Origin of the sequence: Pygmaiobacter massiliensis (genome assembly GCF_900199435.1) — a bacterium.
Taxonomy (GTDB): Bacteria; Bacillota; Clostridia; order Oscillospirales; family Ruminococcaceae; genus Pygmaiobacter; species Pygmaiobacter massiliensis.
Genome location: NZ_OAML01000003.1, coordinates 1,715,950 through 1,740,578 on the forward strand (window position 1 = coordinate 1,715,950; position 24,629 = coordinate 1,740,578).

Here is a 24,629-nt window from a genome sequence, read left to right on the forward strand (position 1 = left end):
AAGCCCCTTGCGCAGAGGAGGCAATCGAATGATCGGATGGATTCTTTTGGGACTGGCGGTTTGTTTTGTTGCAGTGCTGCTGGTGCGCACGGCACAGTTTCGGCCCAAAGCACAGCAAAATGCAGCACCTCAGGCCTGCCCGGTAGATAGAGATACTGCTGTGGCGCATCTGGCAGAAATGGTGAAAATACCGACCGTTTCGAGTCCCGATCCCTCAAATTTTGACGAAGCGCAGTTTGCTGCGTTTCGTGCACTGTTGCGGCGGCAATACCCCAAGGTGTTTGCCGCATGTACCTACGAAGAGTTTGACCATACCGAGATGCTGTTCCACTGGAAAGGCGAAACCGCAGAATCGCCGGTGGTGCTGATGGCGCATTACGACGTTGTGCCGGTGGTGCCGGAGCGCTGGGCGCACCCGCCTTTTTGCGGCGAAGTATTTGACGGTGAGCTTTGGGGCCGCGGTACGCTGGATACCAAGATTACTTTACTGGGTGTGCTGGAAAGTGCAGAGGCGCTATTGGCGCAGGGATTTGTGCCGAAACATGACCTTTATTTTGCATTTGCGGGCGATGAAGAGGTTTCCGGCACCGGCGCACCGGCTGCCGTAGAGCTGCTGCGCAGCCGCGGTGTGACACCCGGCATGGTGCTGGACGAAGGTGGCGCGGTTGTGGACGGCATTTTCCCCGGTGTTACCAGCCCAATTGCGGTAATTGGCATTGGCGAAAAAGGTCCGATGAACGTGCAGATTACTGCAAAAAGCACTGGCGGGCATGCCAGCCAGCCGCCCCGGCACAGTGCAGTGGGCATTTTAAGCCGCGCCATCGTAGCGTGCGAGAACCATCCCTTCCGCGCAGAATTAACAGACCCAATTCGCGCAATGCTTGAAACCGTTGGCCCTCACGCGCCTTTTGGGCTGCGGCTGGTCTTGGCGAATCTTTGGTGCTTTGGCGGGCTCATCACAGCTGCCAGCCAAAAGCTGGGCGGCGAGCTGAATGCAATGATGCGCACCACGATGGCTTTTACGATGGCGGAAGGATCGAAGCAGGCCAACGTGCTGCCCAACGAGGCAAAAGCTACTGTGAATCTGCGGCTGATTAACTCCACTACAACCGAAGATGCGCTGGCTCACCTTACCCGTGTCATCAATGACCCTGATGTGGAAGTAAAGATGCTCGAAGGCATGAATGCTTCGCCCTATGCCGATACTGCCAGCGTGGAATACAGGCTGCTGGCCGAAGCGGTGGCTGAAACATGGCAAGGCTGCATTGTTTCGCCGTATCTGATGATTGCCTGTTCGGATTCTCGCCATTTTTCTAAAATCTGCAACAACGTGTTTAAATTTTCGGCCATGCAACTTTCAAAAGCACAGCGTGCCTTAATACATAATGATAACGAGCGTATCCCTGTAACCGAAATTGGTAAAACAGTCGAATTTTTTACGAGATTGCTCCAAAAACTTTGAATGCCCTTTCCGCGAAAAGCCACCCAAGCCGGGTGGCTTTTGTGCTATAATAACCGCATAAGCAAAACTTGAACGTCAGCGCAGTATCTAAAAGAGGTGAGTGGACATGCCGTCAGAGTTCAGTGTTAAAATTTATGAAATTGTAAAACAGATACCCCAAGGCTGTGTGGCAAGTTACGGGCAGGTGGCTGCACTTGCAGGTAACCCGCGCGGTGCCCGTGGGGTTGGCTTTGCCCTGCACCGAAACCCGGAGCCGGGTGTCATACCCTGCCACCGTGTGGTGTTTGTGGATGGCGGGGTTGCGCCCGGTTTTGCATTTGGCGGCCCGGATGCGCAGCGCCGCCTGTTAGAGGCGGAGGGTGTTGTTTTTTTACCGGATGGCAAAGTGGACATGCAGCGCTGCCGCTGGCTGTAACCTGAAACGAAAGGAAGTGCAGAGCCGATGTTTCGACTTGCTGAAAAAAAGGATGCTGCAGCGCTGCTTGCGGTGTATGCCCCATATGTAGAAAATACTGTGGTCAGCTTTGAGTACACGCCGCCTACGGCAGAAGAATTTGCTGCACGCATTGCAGAGCTGGAGGGCCACCTGCCCTGGATTATCGCTGAGCACCAAGGTAAGGTGCTCGGCTATGTATGCGCACACCCATATGCCTCCCGCGAAGCATATCAGTGGAGCATTGAAACCTCGATTTATTTGTCGCCCGAAGTGCAGCGGCTTGGTGTGGGGCGCAGATTGTATGACGCACTGTTTGAGCTGCTGGCTTTGCAGGGCTATACCGATGCGTGGGCAATAATTTCTCAGCCAAATCCCGGCAGCGAGGCGTTCCACAAAGCGTATGGCTTTGCTTTTTGTGGTGAATTGGCGCATATTGGATATAAACAGGGGCAATGGCTGGGTGTTACCAACTGGCATAAAAGTGTTATTCCGGGTGATGCGCCTCCGCAGCCGCTGCGCCGCTTAGGGGAACTCAATCCGGCGCAGATTTCTGGAATTTTGGCACGGCACGCATAAGCGTGTGAAAAGCACAGGTCGGCAAAGAAAGGATTTTTTTCTATGGCAAAAAAAGAAGAAAAAACAAATGTAATGCGGTTGCTGGATAAAGAAAAAATCGCTTACACTGCACACGAATATGACCACAGCGACGGAGCCATTGATGGGGTGGCAGTGGCCCAAAAATTAGGCCAGGACCCGGCGCAGGTTTTTAAAACGTTGGTCACTCGCGGGGCATCGGGCAGCTTTTTTGTCTTTTGCATCCCGGTTGCAAAAGAGCTGGATTTGAAAAAAGCGGCAAAGTCCGTAAAAGAGAAGTCGGTCGCAATGATACATGTTGCAGAAATCAACCAGATTACCGGATATATCCGTGGCGGTTGCAGCCCGCTTGGCATGAAAAAGCGATTTATCACCGTGTTTGATGAATCGGTACTGGGGCATACTTCTGTCATGGTATCCGCCGGTAAAATCGGCTATCAGGTAGAGGCTGCGCCGAAAGATTTGATGCGCCTTTGCAATGCAACCGCAGCACCGCTGACGATGGCCGAGTAAAATACGACAAAAAATACCTGTCTCAATTAAGTGAAATGCCAAAAAAAATTTGGTACTTGCGCTTGGGCAGTTCCTATGTTACAATACAAAATCGTGTGATTGATTATATAAATTCACAATATGGGTGAATGTTTCCTACCAGCTGCCGGAAAAACAGTTGACTATAATCCTCCTAACAAGGGGAAAGTATAGGCAAAGTTGTACCGGCAGTTTTTGCGTCTGGCAGGTGCGTTTTATCCAGTTATCGCAATTTTGAAAGTGAGGTTGTCCAAAAGATGAAAAAAGACATCGTGATCGTAGGCGCGGGCCCGGCGGGTATTTTCACCGCGCTCGAAATGCTGCGCCTTGGCAGCAAAAAAAGCATTCTGATCGTGGAAAAAGGCCAGGCAATTGAAAACCGCCGCTGCCCAAAAACCAAAACCAAAAAATGCGTTGGATGCACCCCCTGCCATATTACCACCGGATTTTCCGGCGCAGGCGCATTTTCAGACGGCAAACTCTCGCTCAGCTACGAAGTAGGCGGCGATCTGCCCAGCCTGATTGGCGCAGATAGTGCGCAGGAAACCATTGATTATGCTGACAGCATCTACCTTGAGTTTGGTGCAGATACCCACGTAGAGGGCGTTTCTGACGACGAAGAGGTCAAACATATCCGTAAGCGCGCCATTCAAGCTGGCTTAAAGCTGGTCGATTGCCCTATTCGTCACCTCGGCACGGAAAAAGCACAAGAGATTTACCTCGCTATTGAGCAGCATCTGCTTGCAAACGGCGTAGAAATTTTGTTTGGCTACGAGTGTGTGGATTTGATTCTCGACGGCGACCGCTGCACCGGTGTTACCGTTACCGACGGTCGCAAAGACGAAACAATTGAAGCCGGCAGCACGGTAATTGCAACCGGCCGCCGCGGGGCAGACTGGCTTGAAAAAGTTTGCGCCAAGCACGACATTGCACACGAACCCGGCACCGTGGATATCGGTGTGCGTGTGGAAGTGCGCAACGAAGTGATGGAGCAAGTCAACAATGTATTGTACGAATCCAAGCTGATTGGTTATCCGAAACCGTTCAAAAATAAAGTGCGTACCTTCTGCCAAAACCCCGGTGGTTTCGTCAGCCAGGAAAACTATGACAACGACCTCGCCGTGGTGAACGGGCACTCTTATAAGGAGCTGAAATCCAACAATACCAACCTTGCAATTCTTTGCTCGCACAATTTTAACGAGCCGTTTAATCAGCCGATTGCTTACGCGCAAAAGGTAGGCGAGCTGACCAATATGCTCGGCGCAGGGCATATTCTTGTACAGCGCTACGGCGATATTCTCGATGGCAAGCGCACCTGGCAAAAAGAGCTGGACCGCTCCAACCTGAAACCGACCCTGCCGGATGCAATTGCAGGCGATATCACCGCCGCCATGCCTTACCGCGCTATGGTCAACATCATTAACTTTATCGCGGCAGTTGACCATGTGGTACCCGGTTTTGCTTCGATTGAAACGCTACTCTATTCACCTGAGCTGAAGTTTTACAGCAACCGTGTAAAAATGGATGAAAAGTTCAATACCAACGTTGCCGGTCTGCACTGCCTCGGCGATTCCAGCGGCTGGACTCGCGGCCTGATGATGGCCTCTGCCATGGGCGTGCTGATGGGACGAGAGCTGGTATAGCAAAGTTTACTGTATTTTAATAAAAAGCAAGAGCTGCAAGCCACTGGAAACAGTGATACTTGCAGCTCTTGCTTTTGAGGGAAGGTATTTACACCACCCGCCATAAGGAATAAAACAGCTTGAAGGAAAACCATGTGGTGTATAAGCTAAATAGATGAGTGTATTGAAATAATTAAAAATGAAAAATAATATTTCAAAATATTGACAAGCATGTAAAGGAAAAATTACAATGAAGCTAATGAAACAGTTCTGCAATAATTGAGTTGTTATTAAAAGGCTAGTAGCTCTCGGGTATTTGTTAAGGATTGTGTATGTTTTCATTGCTGGTCTTTGCAGCAAATTACACACAGCTTTCTGAAAATATACTTATTTTTACAACAATGCCAAAATGCGAGACTATCTTTGTACCAGACGAATTTATTATAATGGAAAAGCCCCCAGCAGACAAAAAACCAAGCGTCCTATCGTTACTTATTCTTTTTACTAAAAAGTGAGGTGTTGTCTTTTGAAGAAAAAAATATGGATTGGATTAACCCTTTGTATCGTTGGGATAATGATACTATTATTTTTGGTGAAAAGTTTTTTTATACCGCAAGGCATTGACGCCACTTTGTTACTGATCATGGCGGGCACTGGCGTTTTTTCAGTAGGCGGTACTTTACTGGTGCAAGGAATGACACAAAAACAAAAGTGACACTCAATATAATCGCAGAACAGTGGAAACAGATTGCCACAAATAAAAGGAATTGCCCGGCGTTGGTATTTACCAAGTCGGGCAATTTTTATTAAAAAAGCAAAGGGTTAATGCGGCATTTCCGCAAGCCCCTCTCGTACCTTTTGCTCTGCAAGCGCAGGCAGGGCACGCCAGTCTTCGCGGGCATAGCCCTCGGTTTCAATGGCAGGCAAGACTTTGAGTGCAATTTTTGCGGGGCGAATCCAATAGCCGTTACGCTCCATCAAATTTTCAGTGCCGCTGATGCAGCACGGAACCACAGCAACCTTGTTTTTTTGCGCAATTTTAAACGCGCCACCTTTAAACTCGCCCAGCTCGCTGGTTTTGCTGCGAGTGCCTTCCGGGAAAATGACCATCGAGTAACCCTGAGATACCCAGTCAGCTGCTTCTCCAAGTGCAGCAACCGAAGCGCGCGGGTTTTCACGATCGATGAAAACACAATGCAGCTCTTCCATCCAGCCTCGAATGAGCGGAATTTTTTTAATCTCTTTTTTCGCTACCAGCGGTTTGGTGTCGTTGCCGAGATATCCCAGCATCAGCGGAATATCAAAATAGCCCAGGTGGTTTGCCACATAAACAGCGGGGCCTTCCGGCAGGTTTTCCAGGCCCTCCACTGTTACCTGCGCACCGGCAAGCCGAATCAGCCGACGTGCCCAGTTGCCCACCACTTTGCGGGTTAACCGGTCGTGCTTTTCTCGCTCGCCTTTACGTCCGAGGTATCGCGTGTACACGAAAATCGGAAAGATAACAATCAGATAAAGCCAAAAGTAAATAAACCAGAGAATTGTGCGCATAAAGTTGGACCGCCTTAAAACTTATTTTTGTGGTCTGCACTATCCGCAAAGCACGCCGAAGTGCAAAAGAATGACCTTTTGATGAGCGACACCAAAAATGAAAACCAATCGTTTCAGCACTTTTTCAACGCGAGAAGAGATGCAGCTTACTTGAAAAGTGCGCTTTTATCGCGGAACAGTAAGCGGAAAAGGGGATACGCCTTCTGCCACTGGCACTAAAATGTTGCAGTATCGCTCTAGCTATTTTAACATGTTCTGCGTTATAATCATAGCAGAAAAGAAAAACTTACGCAGATGGAGGCGAAAATAATGATTCGATTCAACCACTTTAATTTTAACGTGCTGGACCTGGAGCGAAGCCTTGCTTTTTACAAAGAAGCGCTTGGTCTTGCACCTGTACGCAGCAAAGAAAAACCGGATTTTACGCTGGTTTGGCTGGGCGACGGAGAAAGTGATTTCACGCTCGAGCTGACTTATTTGAAAGAACGCAAAGAGCCGTATAACCTGGGCGAGTGCGAATTTCATCTGGCTTTTGTAACCGATGACTCCGATGCTTTGCTGGCAAAACACAAGGCCATGGGCTGCGTTGCGCTGGAAAATGAAGCAATGGGCATTTACTTTATCACTGACCCCGACGGCTACTGGATTGAAATTGTGCCGGTGCGCGAGTAAGCGAAGTTGCTTTTAGCCGTTGGCTCTTGTCACTGCTATAAAAGCATATTGCTCTAAAAAATGAAAAGCCGCCCGAATAAGGGCGGCTTTTTTGCGTTTGCTTTAGATTCCAGCGTCAATTTCGCCAGCTTTTTGCAGCGTCTTTTTGGTAATCGCAGGGCCTACCAGCTCGTAAATCAGCGTGCCGCATAAAATAACAGCACGGATGGTTTCTGCATACTGCGGTACCACAGTTTGTGCCACAAACGTAAGGCCAATGGCAACACCTGCCTGTGGAATCAGCGCAGGGCCAAGATAGCGGCAGACGGTTTTGGGCGCTTTCATCAGCTTAGCGCCCAAAGCGGCACCGGACCATTTACCAGCTACGCGCAGCAGCACATAAACGACGCCGATGAGCCCAATAGAGGGCAGAACTGTGATGTTAAGGTCTGCGCCCGAGAGCACAAAGAACATCATAAACAGCGGGGGCGTCAGCTGGTCGCAAAGCGAGTAAACTTCTGCCGAAGTGCGCGAAAGGTTGGTAAAGGTGGCACCCAGTGCCATGCAAAGTAAAAGCGCCGAAACGTTAAGCGCGGTTGCCAGAGCGCTGCCAAGAAAAACAAAAGCAATGACAAGCGCCAGCCGGGCGTCGCGGTGGGGGAAAAAGCGAAGCGCAAAGGTGAACACAAATCCAATTCCAATACCGAGCCCCACGGCAAGCAGCACCTCTACCACCGGTGCTGCGATGGAAGCGAGCAGAGAAACGCTTTCGGTGCTGTTCAGGGTGCCAGCAATGGCCACCGCAAAGCCGAAGGCAACAAGCGCCACGGCATCGTCAATGGCAACCACCGAAAGCAGCGTTTCGGTAACTGGGCCGCGGGCCTTATATTGTTTGATGACCATAACGGTGGCAGCCGGTGCGGTTGCCGCCGCAATGGCACCCAGTACAATGGCAAACGGAAGTTCGCAACCTGCCACCAGCAGCCCAAGTGTAACAAAAAGCACCGCAATAATGCTCTCGAAAAAAGCGATAACAATCGGTGTAGCGCCGACTCGCTTAAAATAACTGAATTTAAACTCGCCACCGACTGTAAAGGCGATGAAGCCGAGCGCCATATCCGAGATGATGGCAAGGCCTCCTGCGGCTTCTGCAGATAAGATGCCAAGCAGGTAAGGCCCAATCAGCAAACCACCTAGCAGATAACCGGTGACATCGGGCAGGCGAAGTTTTTTAATAAGTTTTGCAGAGATTAACCCGGCAAACAGGAGTACGGCCAGGTCATAAAGAACATTTAATGACATAGGGCTGTACTTCCTTTATTCTTTGATACCCTTGATGAAATCAATGGGCAGGGTGAAAACGACACCTGTATTGGGTGCATCCAGGTCGATCACTTCATCAATAATGGAAAGCACGACCGGCACGTTTTCGTCTTTCAGCGCCATCAGAATGGTTCGGTTTTCTTCCCGCGTGGGCTCCATCACCGCGCGCAGGCTGCCCAAAAAAGACCCGTCCATATAATTTTCTAGCGCCATTGCCATGCCACGGCTAGAAAGGATGGTAGCTCCGCGAATACTATGCCGCTCAAACTTTTCGAGCAGATGCTCCAGCTCTTCTACCTTGTTTAAAATAAGGACCAAAAGTTTCATGATTTACCTCCTCAAATCCAAAATTAGTTTTAGGATTCGCCAAAACACAAGCGCCCCTATTGTAACATTTGAATTTCACAAATGCAAATTTTGCGGAAAAGTTGCAGATTATGCAAATACCGCCGCACTTTATATGCGGCGGTATTGAAGAAAGTGAAATTAAATATCGCTTATTCCGGTGCTTTTAAGCTTTCTACCATGCTAATACCAGAAAGTTTGGGGCGCATAACGAGCGCAACCACCAGGCTGAACAGCAGTGTTAGTACTGCGGCATAAAGGTAGCTCGGGGCATAAATCGAACGGCCGAACATGACCATATCAATTTCTGCCGTTCGGATGACAAATTGGTGCAAAAACACACCAAGTATCAGCCCGACCCCTGTGCCAAATAGTGATAGCACCGCCGTTTCACGGTAGATATAAGCGGCGACCTCACGGTCATAGAATCCGAGCACTTTAATGGTTGCCAGTTCTTTTTCACGCTCGGTAATGTTGATGTTGGTCAGGTTGTAGAGCACCACGAATGCCAGTGCGCCCGCGCTGACAATCAGTACCACCACAATCGAGTTGATGCTGCGAATGCTGTTTGCAAAGCTGGTCGAGAGCTCGCTGGTAAACTGCACACCGGCGACATCGCGGCATTTCAGCAGTTTTTCCGACAGTGTGTTCTGTAGGTTTGCATCTTCGGTAGCACGGCAAAGCAGCAGGTTGGGGTCAGCCGTTTGGCTAAACGCTTTCTCATAAGCACTGCGCGAAATAAAGAGGTAGTGCGATACATAGTTTTCGCAAATATCCGTGATAGTAAACACGGCTTTGCGATTATCGCTATTGGTAATTGTCACCTCATCGCCTACAGCAAGCCCCTGGCGCGCTGCAAACTTTTCGGTTACTACCACGGCATTATCATCGAATACCACGGGGATATTGTTGGTGCGGTGGCGGAAGGTGAAGAACTCAGTGTACTTTTCGGCATCTTGGGGCACCAGCAAAGAAATGCTGTCTTTCGGCTTGCCGGAGGCGGGAACAACAGTCCATTCCTCCTGCAACACCGCAAGGTGGTCCTGCACGAGCTCTTTATCATTGAGCAGAGCGTTAAGGTCACGCCCGTTCAATGCATCAGTGTTTTTCAGCGGAACCATCAAATTGTAGTTGTAAAGGTCATCAAATTGTTTCGAAACGATGTCCGAAATAGAATCTTTGACACCAAAGCCGGTCACCAGCAAAGCGGTACAGCCGGCGATGCCGATGACGGTCATGAAAAAGCGCTTTTTGTAGCGAATCAGGTTACGCGCGGTGACCTTATGTGTGAATTTCAGACGACGCCACACAAACGGCATGCTCTCTAAGAAGATGCGCTTGCCAGCCTTGGGGGCTTTGGGCAGCATCAGCCGCGCTGGCACCTCTTTCAGCTCTGCCCAGCAGGCGTTAACCGTAGCAAGCAGCACGCAGATGGTCATTGCAGCTGCGGAGGTGATGCAGATAGGCCAGTCAAACGGTGTAACCGCTTTGGGTATTTCGTACATGATATTGTACGCGTTGATAATCAAGGAGGGGAAGAGCCGAATGCCGACGGCTAGCCCGGCAGCACTGCCCAGTACACCGGCTAGCCCGGCATAAAGCAGATATTTCAGCATGATTTTGCTGTTGGAATAGCCGAGCGCTTTTAAGGTGCCGATTTGGATACGCTCCTCTTCCACCATGCGGGTCATGGTGGTCAGTGCTACCAGTGCCGCAACCAGGAAGAAGAACACGGGGAAAACGCGGGCAATTGCTTCAATCTTATCCGCATTAGAAGCGTAGCTTGCAAAGCTCAGGTTATCAGAACGGTCAAAAATATACCATTCGCAGTTTCCAATGTCGCGCAATTTTGCTTCGGCATCGAGAATCTCTTCCTCTGCGTCAGAAAGTTTCTGGTCCGCTTCGGCTTTTTTTTCGGTATATTCTTTTTCACCGTCCGCATATTGCACCCGGGCATCGCTCAGCTTTTTCTCAGCATCTGCCACTTCAGCACGGGCATCCAACAGCGCTTTGTCGGCCTGGATAAACCCGTTCTGGGCTGCAATTATGGTTGCGTTTAGCTCTTTCTCTTTTTGGCCGAGCAGGGTCTCCTGCTGCGCAAGAGCACTGTCCTGTGCCTGAATCTGGGTCAGCGCAGCGCTGTACTGTTGCTTGCCGGCTTCCAGCGCGGCACGCGCAGTTTCGGTGGTCTGGCCTTGGGCCGCGATTGCGTTTAGCCCAGCCTGCAAGGCTGTTAGCTGGGCTGCGGTTTCAGGGCTGGTGGGGCCAACGGCTGCGATAACTTGCGGCAAGAGTGCCAGCGCCTCTGCATCAGAGCCATCGTTTACCGGCAGGCCAATAGAGGTTGCCAGCTGGAATAGCGCTGCCTTTCCGGTTTCCAAACCGGCGATTTGCGTTTCCTGCGCGGTAAGCTGGGCAAGGGTTTGCTCCAGTTTGGTGTAAGCGGCAGTGATTTTTGCACGGCCCTCGTTTGCGGCGGTGCGCGCTTCGGTTAGCGCTTTCTGCGCGGTGGGAATCTGCTGTGCAAAGAGGTCTTTGTTTCGGTCCAGATCGGTCTGGCCGTCAATAATGGCCTGCTTGCCGTCTGCAAGCTTTTTCTCGCCATCCGCAATTTCTCGGCGTGCAGTTGCCAGCTCTTTTTCTGCATCGGCCAGCTTTTTCTCTGCCTCGGCACGGGCATCGGCCAACTCTACTTTTGCATCCATAAGCTGGGTTTTTGCATCGCCAACCACTTCGTCATAACGCAAGGGAGCACGCTCGTTGCCCAGTGCTTCCAAAGTAGTGCTCACTTTTTCTACAAGCGCATCATAGTCGGCAGAAAAAGCGTTGTTTTCTAAAGCGCCTTCCAGCGTGAGATAAAACCCGGTATAAATTTCGCTCGAAAAGCTGGAATCCGGCGTGTAAGCCATCATGCTTACCGTGCCGTTGCCAAGCGTAGAATGTTCCCGCTCGACTGACATATAGTAAGCTGTTTTGGCAATGCCGACAACTTCAAAATCTTTGACGGCGAAGGTGTCTTCCGGGGATTCATTCGAAGCGTCCAGGCTCAGTCGGTCGCCCACTTTTGCAGGCAAACCGGTCAATGTGCTGGATTGCAGCAGAACACATTCACCGGCTTTTTCGGGCATGCGCCCTTCTATGAGCTGAAGCTGGTTCATATACGCCGGGTTTTCGGCGGAAGTATCGGCCGGTAGGCTGTGCATACGGGTCACCAGCGTCTGCCCAAGGGGCAGGGTCAGCAACACGTCGCTGTCATAAACGGGGGCTATTGCCTTTATGCCCTCTATCTGTTTTACCGCAGCCAAATCGTCGTCTGTTAGCCCAAGGGTAGAGAGCAGGCGTACGTCCATCATATTGGTGTCGTCGCAGTACCCGTCGGCAGAAAGCCGCATATCCGGTGTGGTGGAGAGCAGCCCGGACAAAAAGCCGACGCCGAGCGCTACGATGGCAAAGATGGACAGAAAGCGCGGCAGCGAGCTTTTAACGGTGCGCAGAATGCTTTTTCGGTATGTTCTGTTCAAAGCTTACCACTCAATCCTTTCCACCGGAATAGGGTTGGGGTTGACTTCGTTCGAAATCGCCTTGCCGCTGTTGATGCGAATCACCCGGTCTGCCATTGCGGTGAGCGCGCTGTTATGTGTAATGACAATGACGGTGCGCCCGGTACGGCGGCAGGTATCCTGCAAAAGCTGAAGCACCTGTTTGCCGGTCTGGTAATCCAGTGCGCCGGTTGGCTCGTCACAAAGCAGTATTTTAGGATTTTTGGCAAGTGCACGGGCAATTGCAACGCGCTGCTGCTCACCGCCCGAAAGCTGTGCCGGGAAGTTGCCAAGACGCTCACCAAGGCCGACTTCAATTAAAGTTTCTTTAGCGTCCAGCGGCTCGCGGCAAATTTCGCTTGCCAGCTCTACGTTTTCCAGTGCGGTCAGGTTTTGCACCAGGTTGTAGAACTGAAAAACAAAGCCTACATCATACCGGCGATATTGGGTAAGCTGCTTTTTGTTATAGCTGGAAATCAGCGCCCCATCCAGCAGAATACGCCCTTCGTCGCAGCCATCCATGCCGCCAAGCATATTTAGCACGGTGGTTTTACCTGCACCGGAAGGGCCAACAATAATGCAGAACTCTCCCTGTTCGATGTGAAAGCTGACGTGATCGGCCGCGGCGATTTTCACCTCGCCCATCTGGTAATACTTGCATACGTTCTCAAATGTTACAAAGGAACTCAAACGGGTCACCTCCAAAACGCAGGTTGCCCTGCGCAGATAATTTCTATTTTTTGTAGTTCTTGTGTAGTAAAAGGCGCGGCGTTTAGCGCCCTCAGGTTATCCAGAATCTGTGCCGGGCGCGATGCGCCAATCAGCACGCTGGTTACCTCGTCGCGGCGCAGTACCCATGCCAGTGCCATCTGGGCAAGGCTTTGTCCGCGTTGCTGCGCCAATTCATTCAGCGCGGTAATCTGGGTAAGCCGCTGCTCAGTTAAGGCACTGGACTTCAAAAAGGCCTCCCGCGCCATGCGGCTATCCTCGGGTACACCGTGCAGGTAGCGATTGGTCAGCATACCCTGAAAAAGCGGAGAAAAGCAAATCAGCCCAAAACCTTCGTCCTGCGCGGCTTGCAGCAGGCCGTTTTCTTCGATGCGGCGGTCCATAATGGAATACCGCGACTGGTTGAGCACAAAGGGGCAATGCAGGTCACGCAAAAGCGAGGCTGCTTTTCGAGACTGCTCGCCGTCGTAATTGCTGATGCCGGCATAAAGTGCTTTGCCGCTGTGTACCGCTGCGGCCAGTGCGCCCATCGTTTCTTCCAGCGGGGTGTCCGGGTCAAACCGGTGCGAGTAAAAGATGTCCACATAATCAAGGCCAAGGCGCTGCAAGCTTTGGTCCAGACTTGCAAGCATGGCTTTGCGGCTGCCCCATTCGCCATAGGGCCCCTCCCACATATGGTAACCCGCTTTGGTAGAGATACAAAGCTCGTCGCGGTAAGGCTTAAAGTCCAGTGCCAGCAGGCGTCCAAAATTCTCTTCGGCACTACCTGGTACCGGCCCATAATTGTTTGCAAGGTCAAAATGTATAATGCCTGCGTCAAACGCGCAGCGCAGCATGGCGCGCATTGTGTCAAAGTTATCTACGCTGCCAAAATTGTGCCACAATCCCAGGCTAAGGGCGGGCAGCCGCAGGCCGGTTTTACCTGCGCGTTGATAAGGCATTGTTTGATAACGCGTGTCAGCTGCCAGGTATTCCATGGTTTTACTCCTTAAAATTAATACTTATATTCCTATATGCTTCATTTTATTCTATTCTTTCCCGAAAGGTTTGGCAATACAAAAACTGTAGTAAAATAACGGCTTTCCACGATAAAGGAAGAATTTTCCACAAATAGCGCCTAACATGTTGAAAACCCGGGCGCGAAACCCCAAAACACTGCGATGTTTCGAGCCGATTTTTAAACAGCCTGTCCTAGAATGACAAAAGAAAACAAACCGCGCGCTCTACGGTGCGCATTCGGAAAGGGAGAGAAAAGATGATCAACCTCGCACAGGAGGGGCTGCGCCAGCAGGTCAAAAAAGCTCTGGGGGATGCCGCCCCCTATACCAAGCGGCTTGGGGCGGCTGCAGCCGCAGCATTGCTTGCAAGTACGCCGGTGCTTGGCGGAATTGCCCCGTTTGGGCCGGCGCTTACAGCAGCAGCCCCCGCGGCAGCGCTGCCCTTTGTGGCAGCGGGCGCAGTGCTTGGCTGTGTGCTGGGGCTACCATTTGCCGCAAGTGGCGGGTTGGTGGCGGCCTGTGTGGTAGCACTTTGCCTTCGGTTTGCTATGCAGCGCTTTGCACCGGACAAGCCCGGTGTGCTGATTTCTGCCTGCGGCAGTGCGCTAACCCTGCTTGTGGCAGAGATGCTCTCGCAGCTGCGGCTGGGTGCCAGTATAGAAAAAACCTTTGCCGCTTTTGCGGAAGCAGCCCTGTTAACAGGGTTTGCGCTGCTTGGCAGTGTGGTGTTGGTTGCCGCGAAACGTGGTTTGCCGGGCCTCACAGGTAATGCTCGTTTTGCTGTGCTTGCTTGGGGCATGGCGGTGGTCGCTGCCCTTTGCCGTGTTTCACTGCTTTGGGTCAGCCTTGGGGTAGTGGTCTCTGGCGCTCTGGTCTGCTGCCTCGCTTTTGCGGAGGACGCTAAAACCCTCTACGTTGCAGTTGCTGCTGGGGTCGGCATCATCGCATACGATACCCGTTTGGCACCGTTTGCGATAGGCATGGGTCTGGGGGCTTTGCTTGCCATGGCACTGCATGGTGCGCGCAGCCGTATGGCAGTGGGCTATTGTGCGGGTGCCTGTTTTGGCATGCTGCTTTGCCACGGCAGTGCCATGCTGTTGGCTTGTTTTGCCAACGGCTTACTGAGCGCTGTTCTCTTTTTATTGCTGCCAGACAAGCTGGTAACGTTGGTTGCCGGCGTAGAAGAAGGGGAAAAGGGCCGCCTTGCGGCTGCTTCTACCCGAGTGCGGCAGCTGGGCAACGCACTTTGCGATGTGGCAGATACCGTACGCGAAGTGTGCCGTACCATTCCGCAAAAAACAGAAATTGGTGAGCTGCCGGATTATCTGACCGACAGCCTGTGCCGCAACTGCAAAAACAACTGCAATTGCTGGGTGGCGAATGCCAACACGATGATGGACGGAATGAATGCGCTGCAAAGTTGGGTGGCAGCCGGCAGCGCTGTAACTCCGCAAACTTTACCCGAGCAGGTCTCTACCTGCTGCATCAAACCGTATGATCTTTGCCGTGCACTGAACGAGTATAGCTCAGAGCGGCTTGCGCTGCGCTGCGCGGCTACCAAGTCTGACGCGCTGCGTACCGCCGTAACAAGCCAGCTTTCGGTGATGTCGCAAGCACTTGCCACCGTAGCAAAAGAGCTGGCATCCCCGGCACCGCTGCGAGCTAAATATCGCATTGAAACAGCGAGTGCCGGTGCCGCCGCCGAGGGCGTTTCTGCCGACGTAGTGCGCAGCTTTTCAGGTATGCGCAGCCAGGCACATCTTTTGCTGTGCGATGGCATGGGCGTAGGCCGTGCTGCAGCAGTGGATGGTACCCTTGCGGCTAGCCTTGCCCGGCAGTTGCTGGAAGCCGGCTTTGATGCCGTTTCCACCGTGCGGCTGATTAATATTGCGCTTTCGCTGCCGGAAGGGGAGGCAGGCGCAACCATTGACATTTTGACAGTAGATCTCGCACGCGGCATCTGCCGTGTCTATAAAGCGGGTGGTGCGCCTACTTATTTTGTCCGCAGCGGGCGGGTAGGCAGCCTTTCTTCCGAGACTTTGCCGGTCGGCATTTTAGACGAAGTACGTGGCAGCGAAACCAAGCTGGACCTTGGCGCAGGCGATGTTGCGGTGATGGTAAGCGATGGCATGCTTGCAGCGGGGGATATCTGGATTCAGATGGAGCTGCAGCGCGTTTGGGAGAGCACCCCACAAAATATTGCAGACACGCTGCTGGATGGTGCAAAAAAACGACGCGGTGCCCGTGCAGATGATATGACAGTTGCGGTAATGCGCATTGTGCCGATTACAGAAGATCCGATGATGTGAAAATTATAGTTATAACACGGTAACGCAAAGATATGCCAGGCAGCGAGCAAAAAGGCTTACGCTGCCTCAATGCTTATCGAAAATAGGGCATGCAATACTGCTTAGGTTTTGCAACAAAAATTAAAAGCCCGGCCTGTTAAAATACAGTTGCCGGGCTTTTTGAGTGCTAAGAAAGGGTAAGTACAAACGCGCGTAAAGCGGCAATGGCAGCCTCTTCATCTTCGCCCTCTACCGTAAAGGTAATGGGCTCGCCACTGCGTACGCATAGGCTTAGCAACGCAAATAAACGGCGGCAGTTTGCAGTTTTTTCGGCTTTATGCAGCTCTATTACCGAAGCATAGCTGCAAGCGAGAGAAACCAGTTTACCGGCGGGGCGTGCATGCAGCCCTTCGGGGTCGGCAAGGGTGCAAGAAAACTGCTGCATAGAAAAAACTCCTTCCTTTTTTACGAAATAATTTTAGCCAAAATATACCATAAAAAAAGAAGGAAAAACCGCAATTTGTGCGGTAAAAACCACACTTTTTTCTTACCCTTAAACTTGACATTTGGCGCCGATTCGATATAATAATTTTATGTATTCTACTTGCCACGCGGCGTACTGCAAAGGGCGTAAGCGGTTGGCTTTTTTGAAAAAACAACTGGTTTAACCTGTTTGCGGAAAGGATTTCTATGGTTTACATCTGCGATAAATGCCAATTTTTATTTGAACGAATGGGTGAGGTGCTCAACTGCCCTGTTTGCAACAGCAACCATATTCGCCCTGCCGACGACGCGGAGCGTACCCGCTATGAAGAGAGCAAAAATGCCTCTGAACAGCCCACCCGCGACTAAAGGCAACAAAGCCAAAATATATTGCCCCAAAGAGCCTGCAAGGACCCTTTGGGGCTTTTTGCTTTTTGGAAACAAATTTCCATAATGTTTCGTGTTTTTTGCAAAGCGAAAAAAGCCGCACCTCTTGTTTGAAAGAAACGGGAATGCTACAATAGTAACGGTGCATTACAGCACCTTGCTTAGAACAAAGATTTCTGGGAGGGAACCGTATGAAATATACCATCGGCGTAGACCTTGGAGGAACGAATATCGCGGCAGGCGTGGTGGACGAGCAATACCACCTGCTGGCCAAAGGCTCGGTAAAAACAGAAAGTGAGCGCGGCTTTGAAGCCGTAGCTGCCAGCATGGCAAAGCTTTGCCTCAAGCTGGTTGCAGACGCTGGCCTTTCGGTGGAAGATATTGACAGCATCGGCATTGGCAGCCCGGGAACAAGCAATAAAGAAAACGGCGACATTATTTTTTCCAACAACCTGCATTGGGACAATGTTCCTCTTGCACGCACCATCCGCAAAGCGACAGGCGTTGAAAGCGTAGTAGTAGGCAACGACGCAGACTGTGCCGCACTGGGCGAGTTTGTGGCCGGTGCTGGCGAAGAGTTCTCTTCGCTTGCTATGATTACGATTGGCACCGGCGTGGGCAGCGGCATTATTTTAGACAACAAAGTGTTTGCACCGGCAAATTCTGTTGCACCAGAGTTGGGCCACACTACACTGATTTATGATGGTGAGCCCTGCACCTGTGGACGCAGAGGCTGCCTGGAGAGTTATGCCAGCTTTACCGCACTGATTCGCGATGCAAACCGCGCAGCAGACGCACATCCCGAATCGCAGCTTGCAAAAATTCGCGAGTCGGGCGACAGGCTGAACGGCAAAAACATTTTTGATGTAGCCAAAGCAGGTGACGAAACCGCAAAAGAATTGGTGGCACATTTTATCGATTACATTGCACAGGGGGCGGCCAATATCGCAAATGCGTTTGGCGTGCGCGCCATCGTCATCGGCGGGGGCATCTCCAAAGAGGGCAAATATGTGGCTGACCAAATCCATGAAATTGTTAAAAATACGATGTACTGCGGTGATATGTTCGCCCCAGAAATTCGTATGGCTACGCTTGGTAACGATGCAGGCATCATTGGTGCCGCGGCACTGGCAAGCCACTGCTAACCGAATAAATCCAAACCGCTTTCTCTTACGAGAAGGCGGTTTTCTTTTTCTCGGGGTATGGTTTTGCGATTTTTTACATATATAACAAACACGGAGGTGCGCAGATGACAGATACAATTTTTTATATTATTGAAACCTATGGCGCCATCGGCGTGTTTGGGCTGATTTTGCTCGAGAACCTGTTTCCGCCCATCCCGAGTGAGGTGCTGCTGACCTTTGGCGGGTTTATGACCACAAAAACCACGCTGGCCTTGCCGGAAGTGATTTTTGGTGCTACGCTGGGCAGTGTAATTGGCGCATTGATTTTATACTGGGTTGGTACACTGATGGACGAAGAGCGGCTATGCGGCTTTGCACGGGGCTGGGGGCGGCATCTGGGCCTGCATGAAGAAGATATCCGCCGCACACTGGACAAATACGCGCAAGGGCAAGAAAAAACGGTTTTCTTTTGCCGCATGGTGCCTATTTTACGCAGCCTTATTTCTATTCCGGCCGGTATGGCCCACATGAAGCTTAGCCGCTTTTTGGTTTTAACCACGGTAGGCAGCTTGTGCTGGAATACGATCTTGTGCGGTGCAGGGGCAGCGCTGGGTGATGCCTGGGCGATGCTTTTGGATTATACGGGCTTTTACAATTCCATCGTAGTGCTGGTGATGGGAGCCACAATGGGGTGGTTTGCCATCAAGCGGCTGCTGCGGAGCATGAAAGAGAAAAAGCAAGCACAAAGCGCAAGCTCTGCGCCTAACTAAAACTGGTGGGCTGTATCTCACCCTCTGCAAGAGGGCCGGGCAAACAAAAACGACATTGCTGCGCATCTGCTGCAATGTCGTTTTTATTTTACGGTTTGGTAGTGGCGACAGCCCCAATGAGTAGTATAGCGAATACACATCATTCGTAACGCTATTCAAATACGGTCTCAGCTATCGGGCCAAGGTCCGGCGGTTTGGCATCCAAAGAATGTATGCTAAGCGGAGGACCAAAATAGCAGACGGCATTTCGGCCTTGCCGCTTCGCAGCATACAGCGCAATGTCTGCTTGCGAAATCATTTGGTCGCAGCTTACCTGCAAAGCCGTAGCAGAGTAGCTGACTCCAATGCTGATGGTGACGATAGGGCGTTGCGCAGCTGGGTGCCGCAGCCCAAGTGCCATTATTTTTTGGCCCAGATCGCAACATAATGCCACCAATTGCTCGTCAGTATGCGTTTTGCTCACGGCAACAAACTCCTCGCCGCCGTAACGGAAAAGCAGCAAATCATGTGCGCTACCAAACGCAGCAAACTGTAAACCCAGCGTTTCCAGGCAGCGATCGCCTGCCTGATGCCCCAAACAGTCGTTGTACTGCTTAAACTTATCCACATCAATCATTGCAATGCCACATATCGGGGTGCTGCAATCCCCGTGGCAACTTTCTTGCAGTACATCATAAAACTTTTTACGATTATATAGGTGTGTCAAGGCATCGGTAATCTCGCCAATTTCAGCGCGGCGTTTTAAATCAAAGCTTTCCAGCTGAGAGGTGCTGTGGTAGGTGCCAAGCAGCACTGAGAGTAAGAAAAAGCTAAACACATTAATAAACTCGTCTACCGCCAGAGTTGGTGTTTTAAAGAAGGCAATAGCGCCCCAATAAGCAGCAGACGAAGCAAAAGAGAATAGCGCTATACGCCAAGTTTTGTCCAGCATCAATAAATTGTGCAGCAAAAGTAAAGCCAGCATGCTTACCGAAACAAAGTCTGGACCCGAGCAGATGCTGACGATAATAGAATATATCATGGAGAGTGCAAAAAAACTATAAAAGCAAGTCAGAGCAGACCAACGACGGGTAAGCTCCTTTTGCATGAGCAGCACAAGGCACAGTGAGAGAAAAGCACCCAAAAAAACAAAGAACAGATAGCGATAGGAGGGCAACAAAACACTTGCGATGGTAAGCACAAAAAACATAAGCGTATCTACACGCAGCATTAGCCTTAATGCATTTAAATTGCTTGCCTGAACCGCTACTTGGTTATTTTGCAGAAGTCGTTGCTTTTTTTGTAAAATGTTGTGTGCGGCTGCCCACATATCGTCCGCTCCCTAACTTGCATTATTTTGTCCATCCTACCACATATAGCGCGAAAAGTAAACGAAACAAAAGAAAAAATGGCTTAAAATAAGCACAAAATATAATGCTGAAATTTCAATAAGAAAGCGCTGCACAGAAATTTCCTGTGCAGCGCTTTCTTATTTTTATAGGTGCTTAGTCCGGGTGGTACTCTTTGCAAGTGCATTTTTTCCACTTCAGCCCGCTGCCGCAGGGGCACGGGTCGTTGCGGCCAACTTTGGTGCTCTTGGCAGGCTGTTTCGAGTTCAGCTTTTCACCGCCGGCTGTTTCGCCTACGGGTACAGCCACCTGCTCACGCTTCGGGCCTTCTTCGGTACGAATCTCCACCGTCAGCAGCATGCGGGCGGTATCTTCTTTGATGGAATCAATCATGGCATCGAACATATCGAAGCCTTCGATACGGTACTCAACCACGGGGTCACGCTGGCCGTAGCTGCGCAGGTAAATGCCCTTGCGCAGTTCATCCATGTTGTCGATGTGCTCCATCCACTTGGTGTCGACGTTGCGCAGCAGCACGGCACGCTCCAGCTCACGCATGATGTTAGCACCGTAGCGCTCCTCTTTGCGTTTGCAGATTTCCAGCGCACGATCATAGAGCAAGGTTTCGAGCTTTTCGCGGGTCAGCTCTTTCAGTTCGGCTTCATCAAAACGCAGGTCTGCGTCGGTCAGCAGCCAGCCGCGATAGTGGTCGCGCAGGCCGGAAATATCCCACTCTGCTGCATTTTCGCCAGCTGCAAAAAGTGCAACGTTGTTGGTGATGGCTTCGCGGATCATGTTGTGGATGCTTTCAGAAACATCCTCGCCCTCCAGCACTTTGCCGCGCTGGCCATAGATGATTTCGCGCTGCTGATTCATAACGTCGTCGAAGGACAGCACGTTTTTACGAATCGAGAAGTTCTGCGCTTCAATCTTCTTCTGTGCGCTCTCAATGATGTTGGTGATTGCGCGACTTTCAATCGGCATATCCTCTTCTACTTTGAGAGTGTTCATAAGGGTCTGCACACGCTCACCGCCGAACAGACGCATAAGGTCGTCCTCCAGCGAGATGAAGAAGCGGGAGGCACCGGGGTCGCCCTGACGACCGGCACGGCCGCGCAGCTGGTTATCGATGCGTCGAGATTCATGGCGCTCGGTGCCGATGATATACAGGCCGCCTGCTTCACGCACCCGCTCAGCCTCAGCGGCAATGACGGGTTTGTATTTTGCAAGGGCCTCTTCAAATGCACGGCGCACTGCGATGACCTGCTCATCATCGGTCTCGGCGTGGCCGTCTGCCTCGGCAATCAGTGCATCGTCAAAGCCTGCTTTGCGCAGGTCTGCTTTTGCCATGTAATCGGCGTTACCGCCCAGCATAATATCAGTACCACGGCCTGCCATGTTGGTTGCGATGGTCACCGCGCCGAACTTGCCGGCCTGTGCGATGATTTCTGCTTCCTTCTCATGGAATTTCGCGTTCAAAACTTCGTGTTTTACGCCGCGGCGTTTGAGCATGGAAGAGAGCAGCTCGCTCTTTTCGATGCTGATGGTGCCGACCAGAACCGGCTGGCCTTTTTCGTGGCACTCGATTGCCTGTTCGATAACAGCGTTAAACTTGCCTTTTTCGGTGGTATATACCACGTCGTCCATATCTTTACGAACCATCGGACGGTTGGTGGGGATTTCAACGACCAGCAGGCCGTAGATTTCGCTGAACTCATCGGCTTCCGTTTTTGCAGTACCGGTCATACCGGCCAGCTTCTTGTACATACGGAAGTAGTTCTGGAAGGTGACAGTTGCGAGAGTTTTGCTCTCTTTTTCAACAGTTACGCCCTCTTTTGCCTCGATGGCCTGATGCAGGCCTTCGTTATAGCGACGGCCAATCATTAAACGACCGGTGAACTCGTCAACGATGATAACCTCGCCTTCACGTACCACGTAATCAACATCGCGTTTCATGATGCCATGTGCGCGAATTGCCTGATTAATGTGGTGCGACAGGGTCATGTTGTCGGCGTCGGCAAGGTTTTCTACATGGAAGTAGGCCTCGGCCTTTTTAATGCCCTGCTGGGTCAGGGTAACGGTTTTTTGTTTTTCCACCACGATGTAGTCGCCGTCGACCTCTTCATCGTGCTCTTCTTTGTCGTCTACATCAGCAAAGGTAACTTTGCGCAGGCGTTTGACGAACTCGTCCGCTTTGTGGTAAAGGTCGGTGGATTTGTCACCCTCGCCGCTGATGATAAGCGGCGTACGGGCCTCGTCGACCAAGATGGAGTCGACCTCATCGACGATGGCAAACGCGTGGCCGCGCTGTACCATCTGGTTTTTGTAGGTAACCATGTTGTCACGCAGGTAGTCAAAACCAAACTCGTTGTTGGTGCCGTAGGTGATATCCGCTTGGTAAGCAGCTTTGCGCTCGGCAATGGTAATATCGTGCACCACCAGGCCAACAGAAAGGCCGAGGTAGCGGTACAGTTTGCCCATCCACTCAGAGTCGCGCTTTGCGAGGTAATCGTTGACCGTGACAACGTGAACACCGGCACCGGTGAGCGCATTTAAGTAAACCGGGAGAGTTGCCACGAGTGTTTTACCTTCACCGGTCTTCATCTCAGAGATGCAGCCGCGGTGCAGCACAATACCGCCGATAATCTGTACGGGGAAGTGTTTCATGCCAAGTACACGCCAGCTGGCCTCACGGCAAGTAGCGAAAGCATCCGGCAAAATATCGTCAAGTGTTTCGCCGGCGGCAAGCCGCTCTTTCAAGGCGGGGGTCATGGCACGAAGCTCCGCGTCCGACAGGGCAGCGTACTTACTTTCCAGTGCCAGTACGCTATCAGCGATCGGGCGAATCTTTTTCAGCTCTTTGTCCGAAAAGGAGCCGAAGAGTTTTTCCATCAAAGACATATCGTGGAACCAATCCTTTATATTTTATTTCTACATTATAGATGCAGGGAAACGCATATGAATTCATTTTACTCCACACCGGGGGCGCTGTCAAACAAACGGGGTACAAAACAATTGAACATTTTGTAAAACTTTTCGCGTTTTATCGCCCTTGCCCGACCCTTTAAAACGAAAAAAGCAGCGGGGCGCGCTGCTTTGCGCACTCCGCTGCCGCAGGCAGCTTTATTTGTTCATGCCCTCTTTGCCAAACAGGTTGTAACGGAAAAGTTTGCTTTCGTCCTCGGGATCATCGCAAACAAGGGTAGCCTCTGCAAGTTTGCCGCCTTCAATCAGGCGGGTGAAGCCAATCAGCTGGCACAGCTTGCTTTTGAGGTTGAGTTTATCGCCATAGGGGGTGACCATAAAAACGTCGCCCTTGCAGGAATTGATGACCTCGGTGAATTCTGCGACATCGACACCGCTGAGTTTAACTGTATCTGCCATAATCTTACCCTCCATATGTAAAGTATAAATGTATCTTGCTCTTCAGTATTGCCGCGCAGGCAGGGTTTCAAACATGAAAATACTGCGGAGCAGAAAAGAAGCAGGTGCTTCCTTCAATCGTATTATAAATGGCGCACTGCGCAATTGCAACAGTTTACACAGCGCCCCGGAGTGAATTGTACAAAGGTCTCAGAAGTAGATAAGACTCTTTTGAAAAAGTTGGTAAAAATTTAACAAAGAATGCGACAAAAATGCTTGCAGTCCCCCTTGCGAAAACCTATAATAATAAGTAGTGAAAGCTTGGGGTACACTGCTTTTGCCAGAGTTTTGTTTTCCGGGGCGAAAAAGCTCGCCCCATCCATAAATCAGATAAAGGAGTGCGAATATGAACTATTCCAGAGAAGTAGAACATATGTGTCCTCTGACCAAGGGCTGCAACCATGGCCCTGCGCCGATTCCCGAAGAAGGCAAATGGGTCAAGGCATATGAGATCACCGACATCTCCGGCCTCACTCACGGTGTAGGCTGGTGCGCCCCTCAGCAGGGTACTTGCAAGCTTACCCTCAACATCAAAAACGGCATCATTGAGGAAGCATTGGTCGAAACGATCGGCTGCTCCGGCATGACCCACTCTGCCGCAATGGCGGGCGAGATTCTGCCCGGCAAAACCATCCTTGAAGCACTGAATACTGACCTCGTGTGCGATGCCATCAACGTGGCAATGCGCGAACTGTTCCTCCAGATTGTCTACGGCCGCAGCCAGACTGCGTTTTCGGATGACGGTCTGCCCATCGGCGCTGGCCTGGAAGACCTTGGCAAAGGCCTGCGCAGCATGACCGGCACCATCTTTTCCACCAAAGCAAAAGGTGTGCGCTATCTCGAGCTGACTGAGGGCTATATCCTCAAACTGGCATTGGATGCCAACAACGAGGTAATTGGTTACCAGTTTGTACGTTTGGGCAAAATGCTGGAGGACATCCGTCACGGCAAAGACCCCAAAGAGGCATTTGAGAAGAATATCGGCACTTACGGTCGATTTGACGAAGCCGTCAAATACATCGATCCGCGTGAAGAATAAGAAAGGAGG

Annotated in this window: 22 protein-coding genes and 1 riboswitch; of the genes, 12 read left to right on the forward strand and 10 right to left on the reverse strand. The window is 51.2% G+C overall.

What is annotated here, in order from left to right:
* Nucleotides 1-28: 28 nt before the first annotated feature.
* The 6 genes from C1A11_RS12865 to C1A11_RS12895 all read left to right on the forward strand — a co-directional run bounded on the left by C1A11_RS12865 (nucleotide 29) and on the right by C1A11_RS12895 (nucleotide 5,360).
* Nucleotides 29-1,462, forward strand: a complete 1,434-nt coding sequence (locus C1A11_RS12865) for a M20 family peptidase (protein WP_102050844.1) — start codon at nucleotides 29-31, stop codon at nucleotides 1,460-1,462.
* A gap of 106 nt (nucleotides 1,463-1,568) precedes the next feature.
* The gene (locus C1A11_RS12870; protein ID WP_102050845.1) at nucleotides 1,569-1,877 is read left to right on the forward strand and encodes an MGMT family protein; all 309 of its coding nucleotides are present in this window, start codon (nucleotides 1,569-1,571) and stop codon (nucleotides 1,875-1,877) included.
* Between the two features lie 27 nt (nucleotides 1,878-1,904).
* Entirely contained in the window at nucleotides 1,905-2,474 is a 570-nt protein-coding gene (locus tag C1A11_RS12875) for a GNAT family N-acetyltransferase (RefSeq protein ID WP_102050846.1), read from the forward strand.
* A gap of 42 nt (nucleotides 2,475-2,516) precedes the next feature.
* A complete protein-coding gene (ybaK, locus tag C1A11_RS12880) occupies nucleotides 2,517-3,005 on the forward strand; it encodes a Cys-tRNA(Pro) deacylase (protein WP_102050847.1) in 489 nt (162 codons plus the stop codon).
* 83 nt (nucleotides 3,006-3,088) lie between these two features.
* Nucleotides 3,089-3,189, forward strand: a riboswitch (purine riboswitch).
* A gap of 91 nt (nucleotides 3,190-3,280) precedes the next feature.
* On the forward strand, nucleotides 3,281-4,666 hold the full coding sequence (locus C1A11_RS12885) for an NAD(P)/FAD-dependent oxidoreductase (protein ID WP_102050848.1): 1,386 nt from the start codon (nucleotides 3,281-3,283) through the stop codon (nucleotides 4,664-4,666).
* A 505-nt stretch (nucleotides 4,667-5,171) separates the two neighbouring features.
* Nucleotides 5,172-5,360: a hypothetical protein gene (locus C1A11_RS12895; protein WP_102050850.1), complete on the forward strand. Its 189-nt coding sequence runs from the start codon at nucleotides 5,172-5,174 to the stop codon at nucleotides 5,358-5,360.
* A gap of 107 nt (nucleotides 5,361-5,467) precedes the next feature.
* Here the strand turns inward: C1A11_RS12895 and C1A11_RS12900 are convergent, their stop codons facing one another.
* Nucleotides 5,468-6,193, reverse strand: a complete 726-nt coding sequence (locus C1A11_RS12900) for a lysophospholipid acyltransferase family protein (protein WP_102050851.1) — start codon at nucleotides 6,191-6,193, stop codon at nucleotides 5,468-5,470.
* Nucleotides 6,194-6,502: 309 nt separating this feature from the next.
* Here C1A11_RS12900 and C1A11_RS12905 point away from each other — a divergent pair, with 309 nt between their 5' ends.
* Nucleotides 6,503-6,865, forward strand: coding sequence for a VOC family protein (locus C1A11_RS12905; RefSeq protein ID WP_102051098.1), 363 nt, complete (start codon nucleotides 6,503-6,505; stop codon nucleotides 6,863-6,865).
* A 102-nt stretch (nucleotides 6,866-6,967) separates the two neighbouring features.
* On the opposite strand, the gene C1A11_RS12910 is transcribed toward C1A11_RS12905, so the two are convergent.
* The 5 genes from C1A11_RS12910 to mgrA all read right to left on the reverse strand — a co-directional run bounded on the left by C1A11_RS12910 (nucleotide 6,968) and on the right by mgrA (nucleotide 13,757).
* The gene (locus tag C1A11_RS12910) at nucleotides 6,968-8,146 is read right to left on the reverse strand and encodes a cation:proton antiporter (RefSeq protein WP_102050852.1); all 1,179 of its coding nucleotides are present in this window, start codon (nucleotides 8,144-8,146) and stop codon (nucleotides 6,968-6,970) included.
* 15 nt (nucleotides 8,147-8,161) lie between these two features.
* Nucleotides 8,162-8,494, reverse strand: coding sequence for a hypothetical protein (locus C1A11_RS12915; RefSeq protein WP_102050853.1), 333 nt, complete (start codon nucleotides 8,492-8,494; stop codon nucleotides 8,162-8,164).
* A gap of 170 nt (nucleotides 8,495-8,664) precedes the next feature.
* Nucleotides 8,665-12,033: an ABC transporter permease gene (locus tag C1A11_RS12920; RefSeq protein WP_102050854.1), complete on the reverse strand. Its 3,369-nt coding sequence runs from the start codon at nucleotides 12,031-12,033 to the stop codon at nucleotides 8,665-8,667.
* Between the two features lie 3 nt (nucleotides 12,034-12,036).
* Complete coding sequence (locus tag C1A11_RS12925) at nucleotides 12,037-12,741, reverse strand: ABC transporter ATP-binding protein (protein ID WP_102050855.1); 705 nt, start codon at nucleotides 12,739-12,741, stop codon at nucleotides 12,037-12,039.
* Nucleotides 12,742-12,746: 5 nt separating this feature from the next.
* Nucleotides 12,747-13,757 carry an L-glyceraldehyde 3-phosphate reductase gene (gene mgrA / locus C1A11_RS12930; protein WP_102050856.1) on the reverse strand — a complete coding sequence of 337 codons (1,011 nt, stop codon included), beginning with the start codon at nucleotides 13,755-13,757 and terminating at the stop codon, nucleotides 12,747-12,749.
* Nucleotides 13,758-14,035: 278 nt separating this feature from the next.
* On the opposite strand from mgrA, the gene C1A11_RS12935 reads away from it, so the two are divergent.
* The gene (locus C1A11_RS12935) at nucleotides 14,036-16,087 is read left to right on the forward strand and encodes a PP2C family protein-serine/threonine phosphatase (RefSeq protein ID WP_102050857.1); all 2,052 of its coding nucleotides are present in this window, start codon (nucleotides 14,036-14,038) and stop codon (nucleotides 16,085-16,087) included.
* A gap of 166 nt (nucleotides 16,088-16,253) precedes the next feature.
* Here the strand turns inward: C1A11_RS12935 and C1A11_RS12940 are convergent, their stop codons facing one another.
* Nucleotides 16,254-16,511, reverse strand: coding sequence for an HPr family phosphocarrier protein (locus C1A11_RS12940; protein WP_102050858.1), 258 nt, complete (start codon nucleotides 16,509-16,511; stop codon nucleotides 16,254-16,256).
* A gap of 245 nt (nucleotides 16,512-16,756) precedes the next feature.
* Here C1A11_RS12940 and C1A11_RS13885 point away from each other — a divergent pair, with 245 nt between their 5' ends.
* From C1A11_RS13885 to C1A11_RS12950, 3 genes are all read left to right on the forward strand, one after another.
* Nucleotides 16,757-16,918 carry a hypothetical protein gene (locus C1A11_RS13885; RefSeq protein WP_180950361.1) on the forward strand — a complete coding sequence of 54 codons (162 nt, stop codon included), beginning with the start codon at nucleotides 16,757-16,759 and terminating at the stop codon, nucleotides 16,916-16,918.
* Between the two features lie 209 nt (nucleotides 16,919-17,127).
* The gene (locus C1A11_RS12945) at nucleotides 17,128-18,081 is read left to right on the forward strand and encodes an ROK family protein (protein ID WP_102050859.1); all 954 of its coding nucleotides are present in this window, start codon (nucleotides 17,128-17,130) and stop codon (nucleotides 18,079-18,081) included.
* A 104-nt stretch (nucleotides 18,082-18,185) separates the two neighbouring features.
* Nucleotides 18,186-18,830 carry a DedA family protein gene (locus C1A11_RS12950; protein ID WP_102050860.1) on the forward strand — a complete coding sequence of 215 codons (645 nt, stop codon included), beginning with the start codon at nucleotides 18,186-18,188 and terminating at the stop codon, nucleotides 18,828-18,830.
* 151 nt (nucleotides 18,831-18,981) lie between these two features.
* Here the strand turns inward: C1A11_RS12950 and C1A11_RS12955 are convergent, their stop codons facing one another.
* From C1A11_RS12955 to C1A11_RS12965, 3 genes are all read right to left on the reverse strand, one after another.
* Nucleotides 18,982-20,040, reverse strand: coding sequence for a GGDEF domain-containing protein (locus tag C1A11_RS12955; protein ID WP_180950362.1), 1,059 nt, complete (start codon nucleotides 20,038-20,040; stop codon nucleotides 18,982-18,984).
* A 274-nt stretch (nucleotides 20,041-20,314) separates the two neighbouring features.
* Nucleotides 20,315-23,059, reverse strand: coding sequence for a preprotein translocase subunit SecA (gene secA / locus C1A11_RS12960; protein ID WP_102050862.1), 2,745 nt, complete (start codon nucleotides 23,057-23,059; stop codon nucleotides 20,315-20,317).
* A gap of 222 nt (nucleotides 23,060-23,281) precedes the next feature.
* Nucleotides 23,282-23,542: a hypothetical protein gene (locus tag C1A11_RS12965; protein ID WP_102050863.1), complete on the reverse strand. Its 261-nt coding sequence runs from the start codon at nucleotides 23,540-23,542 to the stop codon at nucleotides 23,282-23,284.
* A 385-nt stretch (nucleotides 23,543-23,927) separates the two neighbouring features.
* Here C1A11_RS12965 and C1A11_RS12970 point away from each other — a divergent pair, with 385 nt between their 5' ends.
* Nucleotides 23,928-24,620, forward strand: a complete 693-nt coding sequence (locus C1A11_RS12970) for an iron-sulfur cluster assembly scaffold protein (protein ID WP_102050864.1) — start codon at nucleotides 23,928-23,930, stop codon at nucleotides 24,618-24,620.
* Nucleotides 24,621-24,629: the final 9 nt, after the last annotated feature.

Bases quoted from the DNA above. Each gene is read 5' to 3' on its own strand.
- C1A11_RS12875 (WP_102050846.1), top strand. From the start codon at position 1,905: ATGTTTCGACTTGCTGAAAAAAAGGATGCTGCAGCGCTGCTTGCGGTG.
- C1A11_RS12915 (WP_102050853.1), bottom strand. From the start codon at position 8,494: ATGAAACTTTTGGTCCTTATTTTAAACAAGGTAGAAGAGCTGGAGCAT.
- C1A11_RS12940 (WP_102050858.1), bottom strand. From the start codon at position 16,511: ATGCAGCAGTTTTCTTGCACCCTTGCCGACCCCGAAGGGCTGCATGCA.
- C1A11_RS13885 (WP_180950361.1), top strand. From the start codon at position 16,757: ATGGTTTACATCTGCGATAAATGCCAATTTTTATTTGAACGAATGGGT.
- C1A11_RS12970 (WP_102050864.1), top strand. From the start codon at position 23,928: ATGAACTATTCCAGAGAAGTAGAACATATGTGTCCTCTGACCAAGGGC.
- C1A11_RS12945 (WP_102050859.1), top strand. From the start codon at position 17,128: ATGAAATATACCATCGGCGTAGACCTTGGAGGAACGAATATCGCGGCA.
- C1A11_RS12910 (WP_102050852.1), bottom strand. From the start codon at position 8,146: ATGTCATTAAATGTTCTTTATGACCTGGCCGTACTCCTGTTTGCCGGG.
- C1A11_RS12905 (WP_102051098.1), top strand. From the start codon at position 6,503: ATGATTCGATTCAACCACTTTAATTTTAACGTGCTGGACCTGGAGCGA.
- C1A11_RS12955 (WP_180950362.1), bottom strand. From the start codon at position 20,040: ATGCTGCGTGTAGATACGCTTATGTTTTTTGTGCTTACCATCGCAAGT.
- ybaK (WP_102050847.1), top strand. From the start codon at position 2,517: ATGGCAAAAAAAGAAGAAAAAACAAATGTAATGCGGTTGCTGGATAAA.
- C1A11_RS12950 (WP_102050860.1), top strand. From the start codon at position 18,186: ATGACAGATACAATTTTTTATATTATTGAAACCTATGGCGCCATCGGC.
- secA (WP_102050862.1), bottom strand. From the start codon at position 23,059: ATGTCTTTGATGGAAAAACTCTTCGGCTCCTTTTCGGACAAAGAGCTG.
- C1A11_RS12865 (WP_102050844.1), top strand. From the start codon at position 29: ATGATCGGATGGATTCTTTTGGGACTGGCGGTTTGTTTTGTTGCAGTG.
- C1A11_RS12870 (WP_102050845.1), top strand. From the start codon at position 1,569: ATGCCGTCAGAGTTCAGTGTTAAAATTTATGAAATTGTAAAACAGATA.
- C1A11_RS12965 (WP_102050863.1), bottom strand. From the start codon at position 23,542: ATGGCAGATACAGTTAAACTCAGCGGTGTCGATGTCGCAGAATTCACC.
- C1A11_RS12935 (WP_102050857.1), top strand. From the start codon at position 14,036: ATGATCAACCTCGCACAGGAGGGGCTGCGCCAGCAGGTCAAAAAAGCT.
- C1A11_RS12885 (WP_102050848.1), top strand. From the start codon at position 3,281: ATGAAAAAAGACATCGTGATCGTAGGCGCGGGCCCGGCGGGTATTTTC.
- C1A11_RS12900 (WP_102050851.1), bottom strand. From the start codon at position 6,193: ATGCGCACAATTCTCTGGTTTATTTACTTTTGGCTTTATCTGATTGTT.
- mgrA (WP_102050856.1), bottom strand. From the start codon at position 13,757: ATGGAATACCTGGCAGCTGACACGCGTTATCAAACAATGCCTTATCAA.